This is a genomic window from Curtobacterium sp. MCJR17_055 (assembly GCF_003224335.1).
GTDB lineage: Bacteria > Actinomycetota > Actinomycetes > Actinomycetales > Microbacteriaceae > Curtobacterium.
In genome coordinates, this window is record NZ_QKLF01000001.1 from 231,888 (window position 1) to 247,811 (window position 15,924).

Consider the following 15,924-nt stretch of genomic DNA (forward strand, 5'->3'; position numbering starts at 1 on the left):
GGTGTCCGGGGCCGGGTCAGTCGTCGACGAGGTCGGCGAAGACGATGAGGTTGTCCGTGTAGTGCCCGGTGGCGGTGTCGAAGGTGCCGTCGCACGTGATGAGCCGCAGCGTCGGGGTGGGTGTGGTGCCGTAGACGTCACTCGTCGGGAAGGCGCTCTTCGCCGCGCGTTCGGTGCGGTCGACGGCGAAGGTGCGGGTGCTGCCGTCCGTCATGGCGACGGCGATGCGGTCACCGGCGACGAGCTCGTCGAGGCGGAAGAAGACCGCGGCGCTCGTCGGGCTGTCGACGTGCCCGGCGATGACGGCCGGGCCGACCTCGCCCGGCACGATGCCGTCGCTGAACCAGCCGGCGTCGTCCCAGGCCTCGGGCGGGTCGAGTTCGCCGGCGGCCCCGCGGTGGAGGTCCTCCAGGCCCGCGTCGACCCCGATGGCCGGGATCGACACCCGGGTCGGCGTCGCGTCGGAACGGGCCGCCGGTGCCGCGGGGTCCTGGAACCCGGCGATGTCCCGGTCGCCGCTCGGCGCGGACGAGGGACCGGGCGCGGACGACGAGGCCGCGGACGGGGTCGCGGTCGGTACGCCGGCTGCTCCGTCGCTCCCGTCATCGGCAGCCACGGCGACACCCGTCGCCACGGCGCCGGCGGCGACCACGACGGCCACGGCCGCGCTCAGGGCGACCCGGTGCCGGCGGAGCCGCGTGCGCAGTGCCGTCCCCGCTGCGCCGCCGTCCGGGCGGACGGCGCGACGACCGCGCTGCCCGGTCACGACGTGCCTCCGCCAGCGGTCGCGCACCCGCCGAGCACGTCGGACGTGAGCATCGTCGCGCCGAGTGCCGCCCACGCGTCGCCGTAGTACGTCGGCGTCGTGGCGGCGGTCCGGTCGGCACGCTCGAGGTCGGCCGCCGCCGCACTCGTCGACCCGGCGGCCCGTTCGGCCGCGGCCCGGGCGACGTAGGCGAGCGCGCTCCGGTCCCCCGTGACGGCCGTGCCACCGAGGTCGAGCTGCGCCGCGAGCTCGGTGCTGCGGCGCAGGGTCGGCACCAGGCCGGCGGCGAGGGCCCGGTCGGACGGGGTGCACGCCTCGGCGTACCGGAGCGGCATCCGCATCGCGTCGTACCCGTACAGGACCCGTGGGTCGGACGCACTCGTGGGCATCGCGTCGACGGCGCCGTCCGGGTGCACCTGCGACCAGTCGCTCGGCAGGTCGGTCTCCTCGAGGACCGCGGAGGTCACGGCCGTCGACCCACGCTCCAAGGCTGCCCACCGGGCGTCACCGGTCGCGTCCCCGAGGACCCGGTAGGCGGCCGGGGACGCGTAGGAGGCGTTGTACCGGTACGGGTCGGAGTCCGCCCACGGTCCCGGCAGGAGCACCAGACCGGCGTCGGTCGAGGCGGTCTCGTGGTCGAGCACGGCGTCGGCCAGCCGCGTGCCGGCAGCCGTGAGACGGTCGTCGCCCCACGTCTTCCCGGCCAGCACGAGCGCCCGGGCCGCGTCGAGGTCGGCGTCGCTCGCGGACTGCGCGTCCGCCACCCCGCCGTCGGTCGTCCAGCGCCACGCGAGCAGGTGGTCATCGGTGAGGAGGTGCTCCGCCGTCCACGACCAGATCTCGCCGAAGCGCTCGCGGTCGCCGGCCGCGTACGCGATGAGCAGGCCGTACGCCTGACCCTCGCTGACGGTGTCGTTCCCCTGGTCCTTCCGGACGACCCGGCCGTCCTCGACGTACCGGTCGAGGAAGTCCGTGCGGAGCTGCTCGGGGGTCCGCGGCCCGCCGGCCGCGGTCGTCGACGTCGGGGTGGAGACGCCGCCGGCCTCCGGGGCGCGGTCGGACCACGGCTGGACCGCGGCCACGGCGATGCCGCCGGTCACGAGGACCGCGGCGAGCGCGACGGCGGTCACGGGGATCCAGTTCCTGCGGGTCATGCTGGCTCGCTCTCTGCTGGGTGGTGGACGTGCGGTGTCGGACGGGAGGCCCGGCGGGCGTCCGCCGGTCGGCACACGACGGCCGGGCCTCCTGTCCGGGTGGACGTCGGCAGGATCAGCCGAACAACCCGCGGAACACACGGACGACCGCGTGGACCAGGTCGGTCGTCGGCCGCGCGGCGGCCGTGCCGCCCCCACCGGTCTGCACGCCGCCGGCCGGGGTCTCGGCGGTCGCCGCCGCGTCCGTGACCGGGACGACCGTGAGGTCGCCCTCGCTGTCGTCGAGGACGAACAGCGTCGAGACGGTGTTGCCAGCGAGGTCGACGTCGGCGCTGCCGGTCTGGCCGCCACCCGAGATGTCGAGGTCCCACTTGCCGGCGTCGACCGTCGCGTACTTCGTCGCGGTGCCGAACGCGGCGTCCGAGGCGATCGCGGTGCCCTCGGCGGTGCTGACGTCGACCGTCTTCGCGGTGGTGGCGGCCTGCACGAGGCGGAGCTTCGCCTTGCCGTCGCCGGGCTGCTGCAGGTCGTCGGTGAACGCGGCCGTCTTCAGCGCGCTGCTCTTGCCGAACGCCACGACGGTGCTCGCGTCGCCACCCTGGACGGTGACGTCGGTCGAGATGACCGGCGTCGAGTCCGGCGCGTCGGACGCACGCATGGACAGGACGTACGTGCCGGTCGGGAGCTTCTCGTAGGGGCTGACCTGGCCGTAGGCGACGTCGTCGAGTTCGAAGACGGTCTTGCCGCCGGACAGGCCGGACAGCTCGACGTCGACGCTCTTGGTGTCCGGGGACAGGTGCCCGATGCGGAGCCAGCCCTGGCTGGGCGCGGCGCTCGCGGACTGCGGGGCGAGGCCGACGGTGGCGGCGACGAGGGACGCCGCGAGGGCGCCGACGACGACCGTGCGGCGGCGGGTGGGGAGGGAGGCGGTCATGGTGGTGCTCCTTCGGGTGGGAGGCGTGCTGGGTCGGGTACGGGTGGGGCGGGCCGCGGGGGTCACGGCGCACCCACCTGCGCGATGGTCGGGTCGGTCGCGGACCAGCGGACGGTCAGGGTGTCGCCGTCGCGCTCGATCGACTCCGGACGGTAGGTGTCCGCCATGGCGTCCAGGGTCTGCTCGGTCGCCGCGGCGGCCCGCACGCTGCTCGCGTGCAGGACGACCTGCCGGAACGTCTGCCCGTCCTCGCCCGGCAGCGGGGTGAAGCGGTCGACGCCCACGGGACGGTCGGCCAGGACCTGACCGAGGGAGACCACGGCGCGCGGGTCCACCTGGCCGGCGCGGAACTGGGACGCGGTGCCGGCGTCGGCACGGAGGGCGGGGTTCTCCGCGAGCTCGGTCCCGAGCGTCTTCCGCAGGTCGCTCGCCCTGGTGGCCTCACGCTCGGCCGCTGTCCGTCCCTGTGCGTTGATGAGCCGGACGTCGACCTGCTGGTTGCCGGTGCCGAACGACGCGACGGTCGTCGAGTTCGCGATCGCCTGCCGCACGTCGGACGAGGAGGTCCCGCCGGTGCGCATCGAGTCGGTCGTGACGACGTAGTCGGAGTCCTTCCAGCCGTTCGGGGACTGGCGCTCCACGGCTCCGTCGGTGTCGAGCTTGTAGTACCAGACCACGTTGTTCCGCGCGAAGCCGTCGTCGACCAGGTCGACCCACATGGCGTCGTCGACGAGCAGGCGGGAGCTCTTGTCGACGTTGTCGCCGATCCAGTCCTGCGCCTGCGCCATCGGTCGGTCGAGGTCGGCGACCAGGAACCCGCGCAGCTGCGTGCCCCAGAGCGGGACGGCGACGACGACGGCAGCGGCCGTGCCGAGCGCCCAGACCCCGCCGAGCGTGCGACGGCCGGCACCGCGGACCCGGTTCCGGGCGCGGAACGCGGTGGCCCCGGTCACGGCGAGCACGGCGCGCTCCGCGACGTACGCGACGAGCAGGGCGCCGAACGGCACGAGCATGATCACGTACGGCACCGGCAGGTACCCGTTCGGGCGGAACATGAACACGAGCAGGAAGACGAGCAGCGCGGCGATCGGCCGGACGCGGCGGAGGAACAGACCGACGGCCGCGGCTGCCGAGCCGAGCACGATGAACACCGGGTCGAGTGCCCACCACTGCGCTGCGGCCTCGTTCGCGAGGCTGCCGCCGGTGAAGACGGAACCGCTCGCCGCACGCGTGCCGAGCTGGTAGGTGATGCCCTCGAGCAGGCTGACCCGACCGGCACCCGGCAGGAGCTCGCCCTTGACGCCGGCGAGCAGGACGTACGCGCCACCGATCACGGCGAGGACCGCTCCGGCGACGCTGAGCGTGTACCGACGGGTGCTCGGGTCCGCTCGACGGGCGGCGGTCCAGACGAGGAACGGCAGCGCCAGCAGGAAGGTCTCCTTGCTGAGCACCGCGATCCCGAAGCACGCGGCGGCGCCGATGAACCCGGCCAGCTGCTGGCGGCGACTCAGCACGAGGACGAAGGCGGCCAGCAGCCACGGGGTGGCGACGTTGTCGATGTAGACGGTGCGGTGGTACTGCAGCGCCAGCGGCGAGAGGCCGAAGACGAGCACCGCGGCGGCCGCGGTGGGCCGGGCGGCACCGAGACGGCGGGCGAGCACGAAGAGGAGCACGGCGGAGACGGCGGCGAAGAACACCATCGCCTCGCGAGCGGCCTCGACGGCGAACGGGTAGCGGGCGAACGCGCCGGTCAGCTGCGTGTAGCCGGCGATCTGGACCCAGCCGAGCGGCGGGTGGTCGTACCAGTACGTGTAGTGCGTGATCTCGCCGAGGTGGGTGATCGCCCACGCCTGTGCGGTGTACGTCCCCTCGTCGTCGATGCGCTGCGGGGTGCCGCCCATGTTCCAGGCCTGCACGACCGCGGCGATCGCGACGACGGGCAGGAGCCAGGCCGCACTCCGGGCGTGCACGCGGATCCAGGTGCCGAGGCCGGACGAGTCCCGTGTACCGCGGATCGGGATGCCGGTCGTGTCCGTGATGCTGGCGGTCATCGGTCACCTCCCGCGGTGGCGCCGACGAGGGTCGGCTCGGGTTCGGTCACGGCCGACGGGAAGCCGACGACCTCGGGCTGGCCGGCACCGCGGTGCTGGCCGGTGTGCTCGGTCTTCTCCCAGCCGTTCTGCTTTCGGGCGTGCCGGATCACGGCACGGACGGCCGCGGCGGCGAGGAACACCTGGTACGGCACGAGGCCGAGCACGAGCTTCACGTAGTCGCGGACGCGGACCTTCTCCTTGTAGAGCCGGCCGAACTCGCCGAGCCCGGCGATCTCGACCGCGAGCAGCATGAGCGTCGGCGCGAGCGGGATGAACGAGATCAGGGCGATCCCGGTGGGCACCTTCACGAACGCGATCATGACCACGCTGAGCGGGATGAGCAGCCCGGTCGCGGCCTGGATGAACGGCATGGTGAGCAGGTAGCGGGCGAAGAAGCGCTGCTTGAACGTGGGGAGCTTCTTCCACTCGCCCTTCTCGAGGACCTGCAGGAAGCCCTGGTTCCACCGGGTGCGCTGCTTCAGGAGCGAGGCGAACGTCGGCGGGGTCTCCTCGCGGGTGACCGCCTCCGGGCTGTACGCGACGACGACCTTGGCGTTGTCGGCCGACAGCCGGACGCCGAGCTCGCAGTCCTCGGCGAGGCAGTGCGCGTCCCAGCCGTCCGACCAGTCGAGCCGCTCCTTCGTCACGAAGACGGTGTTGCCGCCGAGCGGGATGAACTTCGACTCGGCGTGGAAGTGCAGGCGTGACCGGAACCAGAAGTAGTACTCGAGCACGTTGCGGAGCGACCACCAGCTGGACTTGAAGTTCATGAGCTGCACGCCGCCCTGCACGACGTCGGCGCCGGTCTCCTGGAACCGCGAGTCGACGAGGCTGAGCAGGCGCGGGTAGACCTCGTCCTCGGCGTCGAACACGCCCACGATGTCGCCGGTCGCGTACTGCAGGGCCAGGTTCATCGCCTTCGGCTTGTTCTTCGGCAGGGTGTCGTCCACCACGACCCGGATGAGCCCGGGGTGCCGGGCGGCGGCCTCACGCACGACCCGGTCGGTGCCCGGGTCGTCCTCGCCGACGATCGCGATGATCTCGAAGTCGGGGTGGTCCTGGGTGGCGAGCATGTCGAGCGTCTGCCCCATGACCTCCTCCTCGTGCCGCCCGGGCACGAGGAGCGTGAAGCGGTGCGCGGCCGGTCGCGGCGTCTGGCTGAAGCTCGTGGCGCGGAGGGCCGAGCGTGAGCGCCAGGCGTGCAGCATCCACCAGAGGGTGGACAGCGCGACCAGGGTCAGCAGCACGGAGATCGCGACGAGCGCCGAGTAGCCGATCCACTCCCCCAGGGACCAGGCGACGTGCGCGCTCTGCCCCGACCCGCCGGTCGGGACGTCCGTGGTGCCGCGGTTCGGGACGTCCCCCGGCGTCCCGGCGGGGTCGTTCGGCTGGAGCAGCGGCGCGGCGGCCGCTGTCAGCGTGGTGAGCATGGTCATTCGGTGGGCTCCTTCGTGCGACGAGCGTCGGGGGAACGGAAGACGAGGGTCTTGTACGCGGCGAAGCGGAACGCTGTGCCGAGGACGAGACCGACCCCGTTGCCGGCGACGTTGTCGGCGAGGGTGCTGGTGAGACCGAGGACGTGGTGTGAGACGAGCAGGCAGCCGGCTGCGATCGCGAGCCCGCCGGCGTTCGTGGCGGCGAAGAGCACACCCTCCCGGACCGCCTCCCGACGGCCGCGGGTGCGCTGCGTCCGGAAGGTGACGAACCGGTTGCCGAGCCAGGCGACCAGGGTGGCGACGACGACCGACACGGCCTTCGCGGTCACGGCGTGGTCGGCGAGGACGCCGGCACGGAGGACGTTGAAGACGACGAGGTCGACGACGAAGGCGATGAGGCCGACAGCGCCGAAGGTGGCGAGCTCCCGCACGGCCCGGGTCAGGCGGACGAGACGGGAGGCCGCCGCAGCGGCCACGGGTGCTGCCGTCGCTCCGGGCGTGACGGCTCCACGGCTGGTGGACGGGTGCGGGGTCGACGCGGGCGCCACCCCCTGGACGGGTGGCACCAGGACGGGGGTCACTGGTGAGCGCATGCCCCCGATTCGGGGGTAACGGGGAGGTGGTTTGGTCGGGGTACAGGGTTTGCCAGGCCCCTGCCAGTCGCGCGACACGCGCTGTTCATCTGCCATGGCCCGCCACTCCGTCATGTCGAGCGTCCACGGAGGCGCCGACGCCCGTGCACGGGGAGGTCACCCCGCTCGGCCGACACCGCCGCGCAGCACACCGGGCCCCGCGGGGTCGTTCGGCGACCAGGTCGCAGCGACCTCGGTGCCGCGCCGGTGGACGTGGTCCGGCGCCAGCGCACCCTCGAGTCCGCGCAGGCGCATCTCGGCCCGCTCGGCGGCGGCGGTGTTCGTGGCCCGCAGGACGACGCCGCGGCGGGCCGTCTCCTGCTCCCCCGGCACGACCGGGAGCGCGGTGAGCGTCACCGGACCGGCCGCGAGCGCCGCCCCGATCCCGACCGTCGCCCGCTCGTCGACGCCCCCGCTGCGGAGGAGCGCCGTCTGGTCGTCCGAGGCACGGAGCGCCGGGTTGCCGGCGAGCTCCGTCCCGACCCGCTCCCGGGTCGCCGCGGCCCGCTCCGCACCGGCCCGGAGGTGTTCCGCCCCCTGCCGGTCGATGCGCCGGACGACGACCTGTTCGCCACCCTGGCCGAAGACCGCGACCGGCGCCGAGGCGCGGAGTGCGGCCTGGATGCCCGGCAGCTGCGTGGCGCCGATCGCCACGGACTGCGTCGTCACGATGTAGTCCGCGTCGCGCCAGCCGGAGGGGTTCTGGCGTGCGACGGCGCTGTCGGTGCTGAGCTTGTAGTACCAGATGACGTTCTGCCGTGGGAAGCCGGCCCGGACGAGGTCGACCCAGAGTGCGTCGTCGACCAGGAGCCGGTCCGACCGGGAGACGTTCGCGGTGATCCAGTCCTGCGCGCCGAGCATCGGCGCATCCGCGGAGGTCGCCATGAACGACCCGAGCCGGGCGGCGGAGGCGGGAGCGGCGGCGCCGACGACCCCGACCGCCGCGACCGACCAGAACGTCAGTCCGACGACCGAGACGACCAGGCGACCCGGTCTGCCCGACGGCTCGCCGGACGCCCGGGCCAGCCGTGCCCGTCGGACCGCATCGACCACCGCCCGGGCGAGGACGTCCGAGACACCGGCGATCGCGAGGGCGGCGAACGGCAGGATCGCGATCGGGTACGGCACGGGCAGGTACCCGTTCGGACGCAGCACGACCGCGATGAGGAAGACGGCGACGGCTGCGACCGAGCGCAGACGCGGCACCGCCAGTGCGGCGACGCTCGCGACCACCCCGAGCGCCACGAAGGCGGGGTCGAGGCCGAGCCACAGGCTCACCACGTGGTTCGCGGGCGTCGCCGGGTCGAACACCGAGCCGCTGCCGCTCCGGTCCCCGAGCTGGAACGTGACGCCCTGCCACAGGCTGACGTGTCCGGGCCCGGGCACGAGCTCGCCCTTCGTCGCCGCGAAGACCAGGTACGACGACCCGCCCAGCGCCAGGACGACCGCGGCGACGCTGAGCGTGTACCGGCGGATCTCCGGGTGCGCCGACCGCCACATCGTCCACGCCAGGAACGGCAGGGCGAGCAGGAAGGTCTCCTTGCTGAGGACGGCGGCGACCATGCAGGCGGCCGACCCGGCGAACTCGACGAGCTGGTGGTGCCGGGACACGGCGAGCACGAAGGCCGCGAGGAGCCAGGGGGTCGCGACGTTGTCGATGTACACGTCGCGGTGGTACTGCACCGCCAGGGGCGAGAGGGCGAACACCAGCACCGCCGCGGCGGCGGCCGGGCGGCTGACCTGCAGCTTGCGCGCGAGCACGTACAGCAGGGCGGCGGAGGCGACCGCGAACACCACCATCGCCTCGCGCGCGGCGCCGACCGCGGTCGCGTGCCGCACCCAGGCTCCGGTCGCCTCCGTGTACAGGGCGATCTGGATCCACCCGAGCGGCGGGTGGTCGTACCAGTAGGTGTAGTGGGTGAGGCCGCCGAGGTGGAACACCGACCACGCCTGAGCCGCGTACGTGCCCTCGTCGTCGATCCGCTGCGGGTTGCCCTCCAGGCCGACCACGAGCACGGCGGCCGTCACGGCGAGGACCGGGAGAGGCCACGCCAGGTCGCTCGCGGACGTGCGCGCCGCGGCGGCGACGGCGCTGTCGGCGAACGACCGGCGGGCTCCGATCGAGGAGGCGGTCACGGGCACCGCAGCAGGTCGCGGGCGTGCGGGAGCAGGGGCATCGTGGAGCCTTCGGTCGTTCGGGTCGCCGGGCAGCAGCGTGGTGAGCGGTGCTCCGTCATCACAACACCGGCCCGGGTTCCCGCACAGGGCACGAGGACGCGTCTGCGGTTTCCCGCACCGATCACGCGGTGTCCCCACCGGAGTGCCCTGCGCCTCCGCCGCCGGTCACGAGCCGAGCAGCGGTCGCCTGCCGGTGGCGCACGACGGACGGGAGGCCCGGTACCAGCTGGTACCGGGCCTCCCGTCGGTTGGTCGGTCGCGACCGCGACCCGCCGGATCAGGCGGGGCGCTGCGCCGGCGACACGTTCTTCGACGCGTCGCGCTCGGGGATGTCGCCGAGTGCGTCGTCGATCGCGGCGAGCGCGTCGGCGTCGAGGGTGACGCCCGCGGCCTTGACGTTGTCCGTGACCTGCTCCGGGCGTGATGCCCCGACGATCGCGGACGCGACGTTCTCGTTCTGCAGCGTCCACGCGATGGCGAGCTGGGCGAGCGTGAGTCCGGCCTGGTCCGCGACCGGCTGCAGGCGCTGCACGGCCTCGAGGACCTCGTCGCGCATGAACCGCTTGATCATGTCGGCGCCGCCCTTCTCGTCCGTGGCGCGCGAGCCCTCGGGGAGCGGCTGGCCCGGCTTGTACTTGCCGGTGAGCACGCCCTGCGCGATCGGGGACCAGACGATCTGGGACAGACCGAGCTGCTTCGAGGCCGGGACGACCTCGCCCTCGATCACGCGCCACAGCATCGAGTACTGCGGCTGGTTCGAGATGAGCTGGAAGCCGAGCTCCCTCGCCAGCGCGGCACCGGCGCGGATCTGCTCGGCGGTCCACTCGCTGACGCCGATGTAGAGCGCCTTGCCCTGGCGGACGACGTCCGCGAAGGCCTGCATGGTCTCCTCGAGCGGCGTCTCGTAGTCGTAGCGGTGCGCCTGGTAGAGGTCGACGTAGTCGGTCTGCAGCCGCTCGAGCGAGCCGTTGATCGACTCCATGATGTGCTTGCGGCTGAGGCCGACGTCGTTGTGCCCCTTCGGGCCGGTCGGCCAGTACACCTTCGTGAAGACCTCGAGGGACTGCCGACGCTCACCCTTGAGCGCCTCGCCGAGGACGGTCTCGGCGGCGGTGTTGGCGTACGTGTCCGCGGTGTCGAACGTGGTGATGCCGGCGTCGAGCGCTGCCCGCACGCACTGGGTGGCGACGTCGTTCTCGACCTGCGAGCCGTGCGTCAGCCAGTTGCCGTAGGTGATCTCGGAGATCTTGAGTCCGGAGTTGCCCAGGTACCTGAATTCCATGTGCCCGACGCTACTGGAGTGAGCGCTCTCGTGAGGGGTCTCCGCAGTACCCGGGTCGACTCCTCGGTGAACAATGGTTGACGCTTCAACCAAACGGGTGCAGGATGGGGTAGCATCAAGGTCGATGCAGGCGCATGCACCACCGCGCCGGCCCCCCGACTCACCGCTCGAAGACACATCGCTCGAAGAAGGACACACCATGGCTCTCACCGCCTCCGCCATCCCCGGCTACGTCACCGGCACCTGGAAGCTCGACCCGACCCACTCCGAGGTCAGCTTCTCCGTCCGTCACCTCGCGATCAGCAAGGTCAAGGGCAAGTTCGAGCAGTTCGACGCGACGCTCGTCACCGCCGAGAACCCCCTCGACACCACCCTCGAGGCCTCGATCGACGTCGCCAGCATCAACACCAACCAGGCGCAGCGCGACCAGCACCTCGCGACCGGTGACTTCTTCCTCACCGAGGAGCACCCGCACATGACGTTCCGCTCGACGGGCATCCGCGAGGACGGCGACGACATGCTCATCGACGGCGAGCTCTCGCTCCGCGGCGTCACCAAGAACGTCACGCTCAAGACCGAGTTCGGCGGCGTCACCACCGACGGCTACGGCCAGACCAAGCTCGGCGCCGAGGCGACGACCAAGATCGACCGCACCGAGTTCGGCGTGAACTGGAACGCCGCGCTCGAGGCCGGTGGCTTCACGCTCGGCAACGACGTCACGATCAACCTCGACGTGCAGTTCGTCCTCCAGGCGGCCTGACCCGCGGTCCCACTCGACGAGCCCCGGCGCCCTCGGCGTCGGGGCTCGTCCCGTGTCCCGACGCACGACGTGCCGAGCGGTAGCGTGAGCAGCACCGCTGACGAACAGGAGTCACCACGATGCCCACCGACTGGATCGCCCTGCAGACCATCGCGGCCGCGGAGTTCGGCCGCCGCGTCGCCGCGGTCACCGACTGGGACGCCGCCACCCCCGACTCGGAGTGGACGACCCGGGACCTCGTCGCCCACGTGGTCGACGAGCAGCGGTGGATCCCGAAGCTCCTGACGGGGTGCGACCACGAGCAGGCCGCGGCCGATCTCGAGCCGATCGGTGACGACCTGGTGGCGGCGTGGGAGCGGCACTCGAGCGCGGCGATCGAGGCGTGGCAGCGCGCACCGCGGGACACCCCGGTGCACCTGGCCACCGACGTGGTGAGCGCCGGGGAGTACCTGGCGGAGCAGACGAGCGACATCGCGATCCACACGTGGGACCTCGCGCGGGCCACCGGCAGCGACGAGCACCTGCCGGACGAACTCGTCGAGGCGGTGTGGACGCACTTCGAGCCGCAGATCCAGTCCCTCGCCGCGACCGGCCTGTACGCGGCCCCAGTGCAGGTGGACGACGATGCTCCGCTGCAGGTGAAGCTCCTCGCGGTCACCGGGCGCGACGCCCGCACGACCGCCTGACCGTCCCGTCGGTACCTGCACCGTCACGTCCCGGGAGGACCCGCATGTCCGACACCACGACCGTCCCCACCACCCGCCTCGGCAGCTCCGGCCTCGAGATCTCGAGCATCGTCCTCGGGATGATGTCCTACGGGGACCCGTCCGCCGGTTCGCATGCCTGGAGCGTCGGACTCGACGACGCCCGGCCCTTCGTCCGCCGCGCCTTCGAGGCGGGCATCACCACGTTCGACACCGCGAACGTCTACTCCGCCGGCAGCAGCGAGGAGATCACCGGGAAGCTCCTGGCGGAACTCGCCCCGCGCGAGGACGTCCAGGTCTTCACGAAGGTCTACAACCGGATGCGCCCCGGGCGGAACGGTGCCGGACTGTCGCGTGCGGCGGTCATGCACGAGATCGACGCCTCGCTGACCCGCCTCGGCACCGACTACGTCGACCTGTACCAGATCCACCGCTTCGACCCGGACACGCCCGTCGAGGAGACGATGGAGGCGCTGCACGACGTCGTCAAGTCCGGGAAGGCCCGGTACATCGGCGCGTCGAGCATGTGGGCATGGCAGTTCGCCGAGATGCAGCACGTCGCCGAGCTGCACGGCTGGACGCCCTTCGTGAGCATGCAGGACCAGTACAACCTGCTCGAGCGCGAGGAGGAGCGCGAGATGCACCCGTTCTGCGAGCACACCGGCGTCGGTGTCATCCCGTGGAGCCCGCTCGCGCGCGGCAAGGTCACCCGCCCGTGGGACGCGCAGGGCTCCGGCTCGCGTGCCGACACCGACGAGTTCGGCAAGACGCTGTACCGCCAGGACGAGGACGCGAACCGCGCCATCGTCGACGCGGTCGGGCAGGTCGCCGAGGAGCGGGGCGCGAGCATGGCGCAGGTCGCGCTCGCGTGGGTCGCCGGCAAGCCCGCCGTCTCCGCGCCGATCATCGGCGCGACGAAGGAGCACCACATCGACGACGCGGTCGCGGCGACCGCGATCACGCTGACCGAGGACGAGGTCACGCGACTCGAGCAGGCCTACACCCCGCGGGTGCCGTCCGGCTTCTGAGCCACCGGCGGACGGGAGGCGCGGCTCCAGCTGGTGCCGCGCCTCCCGTCCGTGCCAGCGCTGTCCGCACCCGGGCCGGACGCGCTGTCCGCACCCCGGGCCGGTCGGGCCCGCGAGGTCGCACGACACGCCGCCCGCGCGGCGCCGAAGTCGCACGAACGCTCGGCCGGGACGTGTCCGAACGGCCGAGCGTGCGACCTCGGCCAGACCGTCAGGCGCCGTCGATGCCCCGCTCCGCCGCCGCCTCGCGCTCCAGCCGGGCGATGCGGGCGAGCGCCGCACGCTCGGTGCCGGACTGGGTGCCGAGCACGCTGCCGATGCCGTCGAGGACGACCCCGGTCGCCCGGTCGACGGGCAGCTCGATCGGTCCGATCGCGGGCGTCCGGATGCCGAGCAGCGACCGGTGCCGCGGGTCGAGGGTCGAGACCGCGCCCTGGTACACCGCCCGGTAGCCCGGTCGCAGCAGCTGGGCGAGCGGGGGGTTCTTGATGAAGCGCAGGACCTCCCGGGTCCTGGGCGTCACCGCGAGCTCCCCGCGGTCGAGGTACCCGTCCATCTGGGCGCGTAGCTCGGCCTCGGACTCGGGGGCGTCCGCGACCCGCATGAGCCGACCGGCGACCGCCCACTCCTTGACGTAGGCGTCCGCCCCGCCGGGGATCGGCTGCCCCCAGCGCTGCGCCGTGCGCAGGAACGCGTCCGTGAACGCCAGGTGCACCCAGCGCGCCAGGTCGGGGTCGTTCGCGGTGTACGGCCGTCCGACGCCGTGCCCGTCGACGTACACGCCGCGGACCCGCTCGTGCAGCTTCAGCACCCACTCGCTCCCCGCCCGGGCGGTCGCGGTGTCGCCGTGCGTGACGGTGTAGATCCACCGGATCGTGCCGGCGAGCCGACCGAAGGGGTCCTCCTTGTACCGGGAGTGGTCCGCGACGCCGGCGAGCGCACCCGGGTGCAGCGCCTGGACGAGCAACGCGCGCACACCGGCGACGATGGTCTGGTTGCCGCCGTGCACCGACCACGTGGCCGAGCCCGGGCCGAAGAAGCCGGCGTCGGTCCCCTGCTCGAGGGCGTCCACCCACTCCGGACTGCCGGCGGTGCTGCCCGTGAACGTGGCCTGCAGACGGGTGCGGAAGGCATCGGAGACGAACGACATGGTGCAATGGTCCGTCGCGCCCCTGACAGTGCGCCCTCCGTCCGCCCGGGAGCATGCCTGACGAGGACTCGGGTCCGCCCGCTAGGTTGGTCCGCGTGAGCATCGACACGCCTCGTCCCTGGCTTGCCTCCTACGCGTCAGGGGTGCCGCACGACATCGAGCCGATGACCGGGTCCCTGCCGGACCTGGTCGAGCAGTCCGCGGCGCGCTGGCCGAAGGCGGTGGCGCTCGAGTTCTTCACGCGGACGACGACGTACGCCGAACTCGAGGAGCAGATCGCGCGCGCGGCCAACGGCCTGCGGAAGCTCGGGGTGACGAAGGGCGACCGCGTGGCCCTCGTGCTGCCGAACTGCCCGCAGCACGTCGTCGCGTTCTACGCCGTGCTGCGGCTCGGCGCGATCGTGGTCGAGCACAACCCGCTCTACACCCCGCGCGAGCTCCGGCACCAGTTCGAGGACCACGGCGCGAAGGTCGCGATCGCCTGGGACAAGTCGGTCGCCACGCTGCAGGACTTCCCCTCGGACCTCGCCCTCGACGCGGTCGTCTCGGTCGACCTCACGCGCGCCATGCCGCGCCGCACCCGCCTGGCGCTCTCGCTGCCGGTCGCGAAGGCCCGCGAGTCGCGCGCGAAGCTCACCGCACCGGTCACCGGTACGACCCGCTGGGACGACCTGGTGTCGAGCCGGAAGCTGTCGAAGCGGCACCCGCGCCCGGAGACCGACGACGTCGCGCTCATCCAGTACACCTCGGGCACGACCGGCACCCCGAAGGGCGCCGTCCTGACCCACCGCAACCTGCTCGCCAACGCCGCACAGGCCCGCGCCTGGATCCCCCAGATCAGCGCCGGTGACGGCAGCGTCGTGCACGCCGTGCTGCCGATGTTCCACGCCTACGGCCTGACGCTCTGCCTGACCTTCGCGATGAGCATCGCCGGGCGCCTCGTGCTCTTCCCGGCGTTCGACCCGGCCCTCGTGCTGGCGGCGATCAAGAAGCGCCCGCCGACGTTCCTGCCGGCCGTGCCGCCGATCTACGCGCGGCTGCAGCACGCCGCCGACTCGGCCGGGGTGTCGCTGCAGGGCATCGACATCGGCATCTCCGGCGCGATGCCGCTCTCCCAGGACGTCATCGAACCGTGGGAGGCCCGCACCGGCGGCTTCCTGGTCGAGGGCTACGGCCTGTCCGAGTGCTCTCCGGTGCTCATGGCCAACCCGGTGTCCGACGCCCGTCGACTCGGCGCGATCGGCCTCCCGCTGCCCTCGACCGAGTGCCGCGTGGTGGACCCCGACGACGAGACGAAGGTCCTCGGCACCGGCGAGTCCGGCGAACTGCAGGTGCGCGGGCCGCAGGTGTTCAGCGGCTACTGGGGCAAGGCGGACGCCACCGACGAGGTGTTCACCCCCGACGGCTGGTTCCGGACCGGCGACATCGTGGCGATCGACGCGGACGGCTTCGTGCGGATCGTCGACCGGCTCAAGGAGCTCATCATCACGGGCGGCTTCAACGTCTCGCCGTCCGAGGTCGAGGACACCCTGATGAAGCACCCGAGCGTCAAGGAGGTCGCGGTCGTCGGCATCACGCAGGCCGGCAACGAACAGGTCGTCGCCGCGGTGGTGCCCGCCGACCCGTCCTCGTTCGACGCCGACGCCCTGCGCGCCTGGTGCCGCGACCAGCTCGCCGCGTACAAGGTGCCGCGGCGCGTGGTGGTCGTCGAGGACCTCCCCCGCTCGATGATCGGCAAGGTCCTGCGCCGCAAGGTGCGCGACGCGATCACCGACCGCGACTAGGAGCACTCCGGGCGGCCCACCGC

13 protein-coding genes are annotated in these 15,924 nt (G+C 72.7%); 4 read left to right on the forward strand and 9 right to left on the reverse strand.

The genetic code is table 11. The annotated features are described in order from the left end of the window. Positions 1-16 precede the first annotated feature (16 nt). From DEJ16_RS01120 to DEJ16_RS01155, 8 genes are all read right to left on the reverse strand, one after another. Positions 17-766 carry a class F sortase gene (locus DEJ16_RS01120; protein WP_181419400.1) on the reverse strand — a complete coding sequence of 250 codons (750 nt, stop codon included), beginning with the start codon at positions 764-766 and terminating at the stop codon, positions 17-19. Continuing rightward, positions 763-1,920, reverse strand: a complete 1,158-nt coding sequence (locus tag DEJ16_RS01125) for a glycosyl hydrolase family 8 (protein ID WP_110823745.1) — start codon at positions 1,918-1,920, stop codon at positions 763-765. The genes DEJ16_RS01120 and DEJ16_RS01125 overlap by 4 nt, the downstream gene beginning before the upstream one ends. A gap of 115 nt (positions 1,921-2,035) precedes the next feature. Then, complete coding sequence (locus DEJ16_RS01130; protein ID WP_110823744.1) at positions 2,036-2,854, reverse strand: DUF4397 domain-containing protein; 819 nt, start codon at positions 2,852-2,854, stop codon at positions 2,036-2,038. Positions 2,855-2,916: 62 nt separating this feature from the next. Continuing rightward, positions 2,917-4,905, reverse strand: a complete 1,989-nt coding sequence (locus DEJ16_RS01135) for a glycosyltransferase family 39 protein (protein WP_110823743.1) — start codon at positions 4,903-4,905, stop codon at positions 2,917-2,919. Continuing rightward, on the reverse strand, positions 4,902-6,383 hold the full coding sequence (locus DEJ16_RS01140) for a glycosyltransferase family 2 protein (RefSeq protein WP_258365735.1): 1,482 nt from the start codon (positions 6,381-6,383) through the stop codon (positions 4,902-4,904). The genes DEJ16_RS01135 and DEJ16_RS01140 overlap by 4 nt, the downstream gene beginning before the upstream one ends. After that, on the reverse strand, positions 6,380-6,949 hold the full coding sequence (locus DEJ16_RS01145) for a GtrA family protein (protein WP_258365736.1): 570 nt from the start codon (positions 6,947-6,949) through the stop codon (positions 6,380-6,382). The genes DEJ16_RS01140 and DEJ16_RS01145 overlap by 4 nt, the downstream gene beginning before the upstream one ends. A 183-nt stretch (positions 6,950-7,132) precedes the next feature. Further along, positions 7,133-9,151, reverse strand: a complete 2,019-nt coding sequence (locus tag DEJ16_RS01150) for a glycosyltransferase family 39 protein (RefSeq protein WP_146232773.1) — start codon at positions 9,149-9,151, stop codon at positions 7,133-7,135. Positions 9,152-9,470: 319 nt separating this feature from the next. Beyond that, entirely contained in the window at positions 9,471-10,475 is a 1,005-nt protein-coding gene (locus tag DEJ16_RS01155) for an aldo/keto reductase family protein (RefSeq protein ID WP_110823739.1), read from the reverse strand. 199 nt (positions 10,476-10,674) lie between these two features. On the opposite strand from DEJ16_RS01155, the gene DEJ16_RS01160 reads away from it, so the two are divergent. From DEJ16_RS01160 to DEJ16_RS01170, 3 genes are all read left to right on the forward strand, one after another. Further along, positions 10,675-11,235 carry a YceI family protein gene (locus DEJ16_RS01160; protein WP_110823738.1) on the forward strand — a complete coding sequence of 187 codons (561 nt, stop codon included), beginning with the start codon at positions 10,675-10,677 and terminating at the stop codon, positions 11,233-11,235. Between the two features lie 119 nt (positions 11,236-11,354). After that, positions 11,355-11,921, forward strand: coding sequence for a TIGR03086 family metal-binding protein (locus tag DEJ16_RS01165; protein ID WP_110823737.1), 567 nt, complete (start codon positions 11,355-11,357; stop codon positions 11,919-11,921). A 44-nt stretch (positions 11,922-11,965) separates the two neighbouring features. After that, positions 11,966-12,967: an aldo/keto reductase gene (locus DEJ16_RS01170; RefSeq protein ID WP_110823736.1), complete on the forward strand. Its 1,002-nt coding sequence runs from the start codon at positions 11,966-11,968 to the stop codon at positions 12,965-12,967. Positions 12,968-13,178: 211 nt separating this feature from the next. On the opposite strand, the gene DEJ16_RS01175 is transcribed toward DEJ16_RS01170, so the two are convergent. After that, a complete protein-coding gene (locus DEJ16_RS01175) occupies positions 13,179-14,117 on the reverse strand; it encodes an oxygenase MpaB family protein (RefSeq protein ID WP_110823735.1) in 939 nt (312 codons plus the stop codon). Between the two features lie 53 nt (positions 14,118-14,170). Here DEJ16_RS01175 and DEJ16_RS01180 point away from each other — a divergent pair, with 53 nt between their 5' ends. Next, on the forward strand, positions 14,171-15,901 hold the full coding sequence (locus tag DEJ16_RS01180) for a long-chain-fatty-acid--CoA ligase (protein ID WP_110823734.1): 1,731 nt from the start codon (positions 14,171-14,173) through the stop codon (positions 15,899-15,901). Positions 15,902-15,924: the final 23 nt, after the last annotated feature.

Coding starts and splice junctions, on each gene's coding strand:
- DEJ16_RS01155 (WP_110823739.1), bottom strand. CDS start 10,475: ATGGAATTCAGGTACCTGGGCAACTCCGGACTCAAGATCTCCGAGATC.
- DEJ16_RS01165 (WP_110823737.1), top strand. CDS start 11,355: ATGCCCACCGACTGGATCGCCCTGCAGACCATCGCGGCCGCGGAGTTC.
- DEJ16_RS01135 (WP_110823743.1), bottom strand. CDS start 4,905: ATGACCGCCAGCATCACGGACACGACCGGCATCCCGATCCGCGGTACA.
- DEJ16_RS01170 (WP_110823736.1), top strand. CDS start 11,966: ATGTCCGACACCACGACCGTCCCCACCACCCGCCTCGGCAGCTCCGGC.
- DEJ16_RS01125 (WP_110823745.1), bottom strand. CDS start 1,920: ATGACCCGCAGGAACTGGATCCCCGTGACCGCCGTCGCGCTCGCCGCG.
- DEJ16_RS01130 (WP_110823744.1), bottom strand. CDS start 2,854: ATGACCGCCTCCCTCCCCACCCGCCGCCGCACGGTCGTCGTCGGCGCC.
- DEJ16_RS01160 (WP_110823738.1), top strand. CDS start 10,675: ATGGCTCTCACCGCCTCCGCCATCCCCGGCTACGTCACCGGCACCTGG.
- DEJ16_RS01140 (WP_258365735.1), bottom strand. CDS start 6,383: ATGACCATGCTCACCACGCTGACAGCGGCCGCCGCGCCGCTGCTCCAG.
- DEJ16_RS01180 (WP_110823734.1), top strand. CDS start 14,171: ATGCCTGACGAGGACTCGGGTCCGCCCGCTAGGTTGGTCCGCGTGAGC.
- DEJ16_RS01175 (WP_110823735.1), bottom strand. CDS start 14,117: ATGTCGTTCGTCTCCGATGCCTTCCGCACCCGTCTGCAGGCCACGTTC.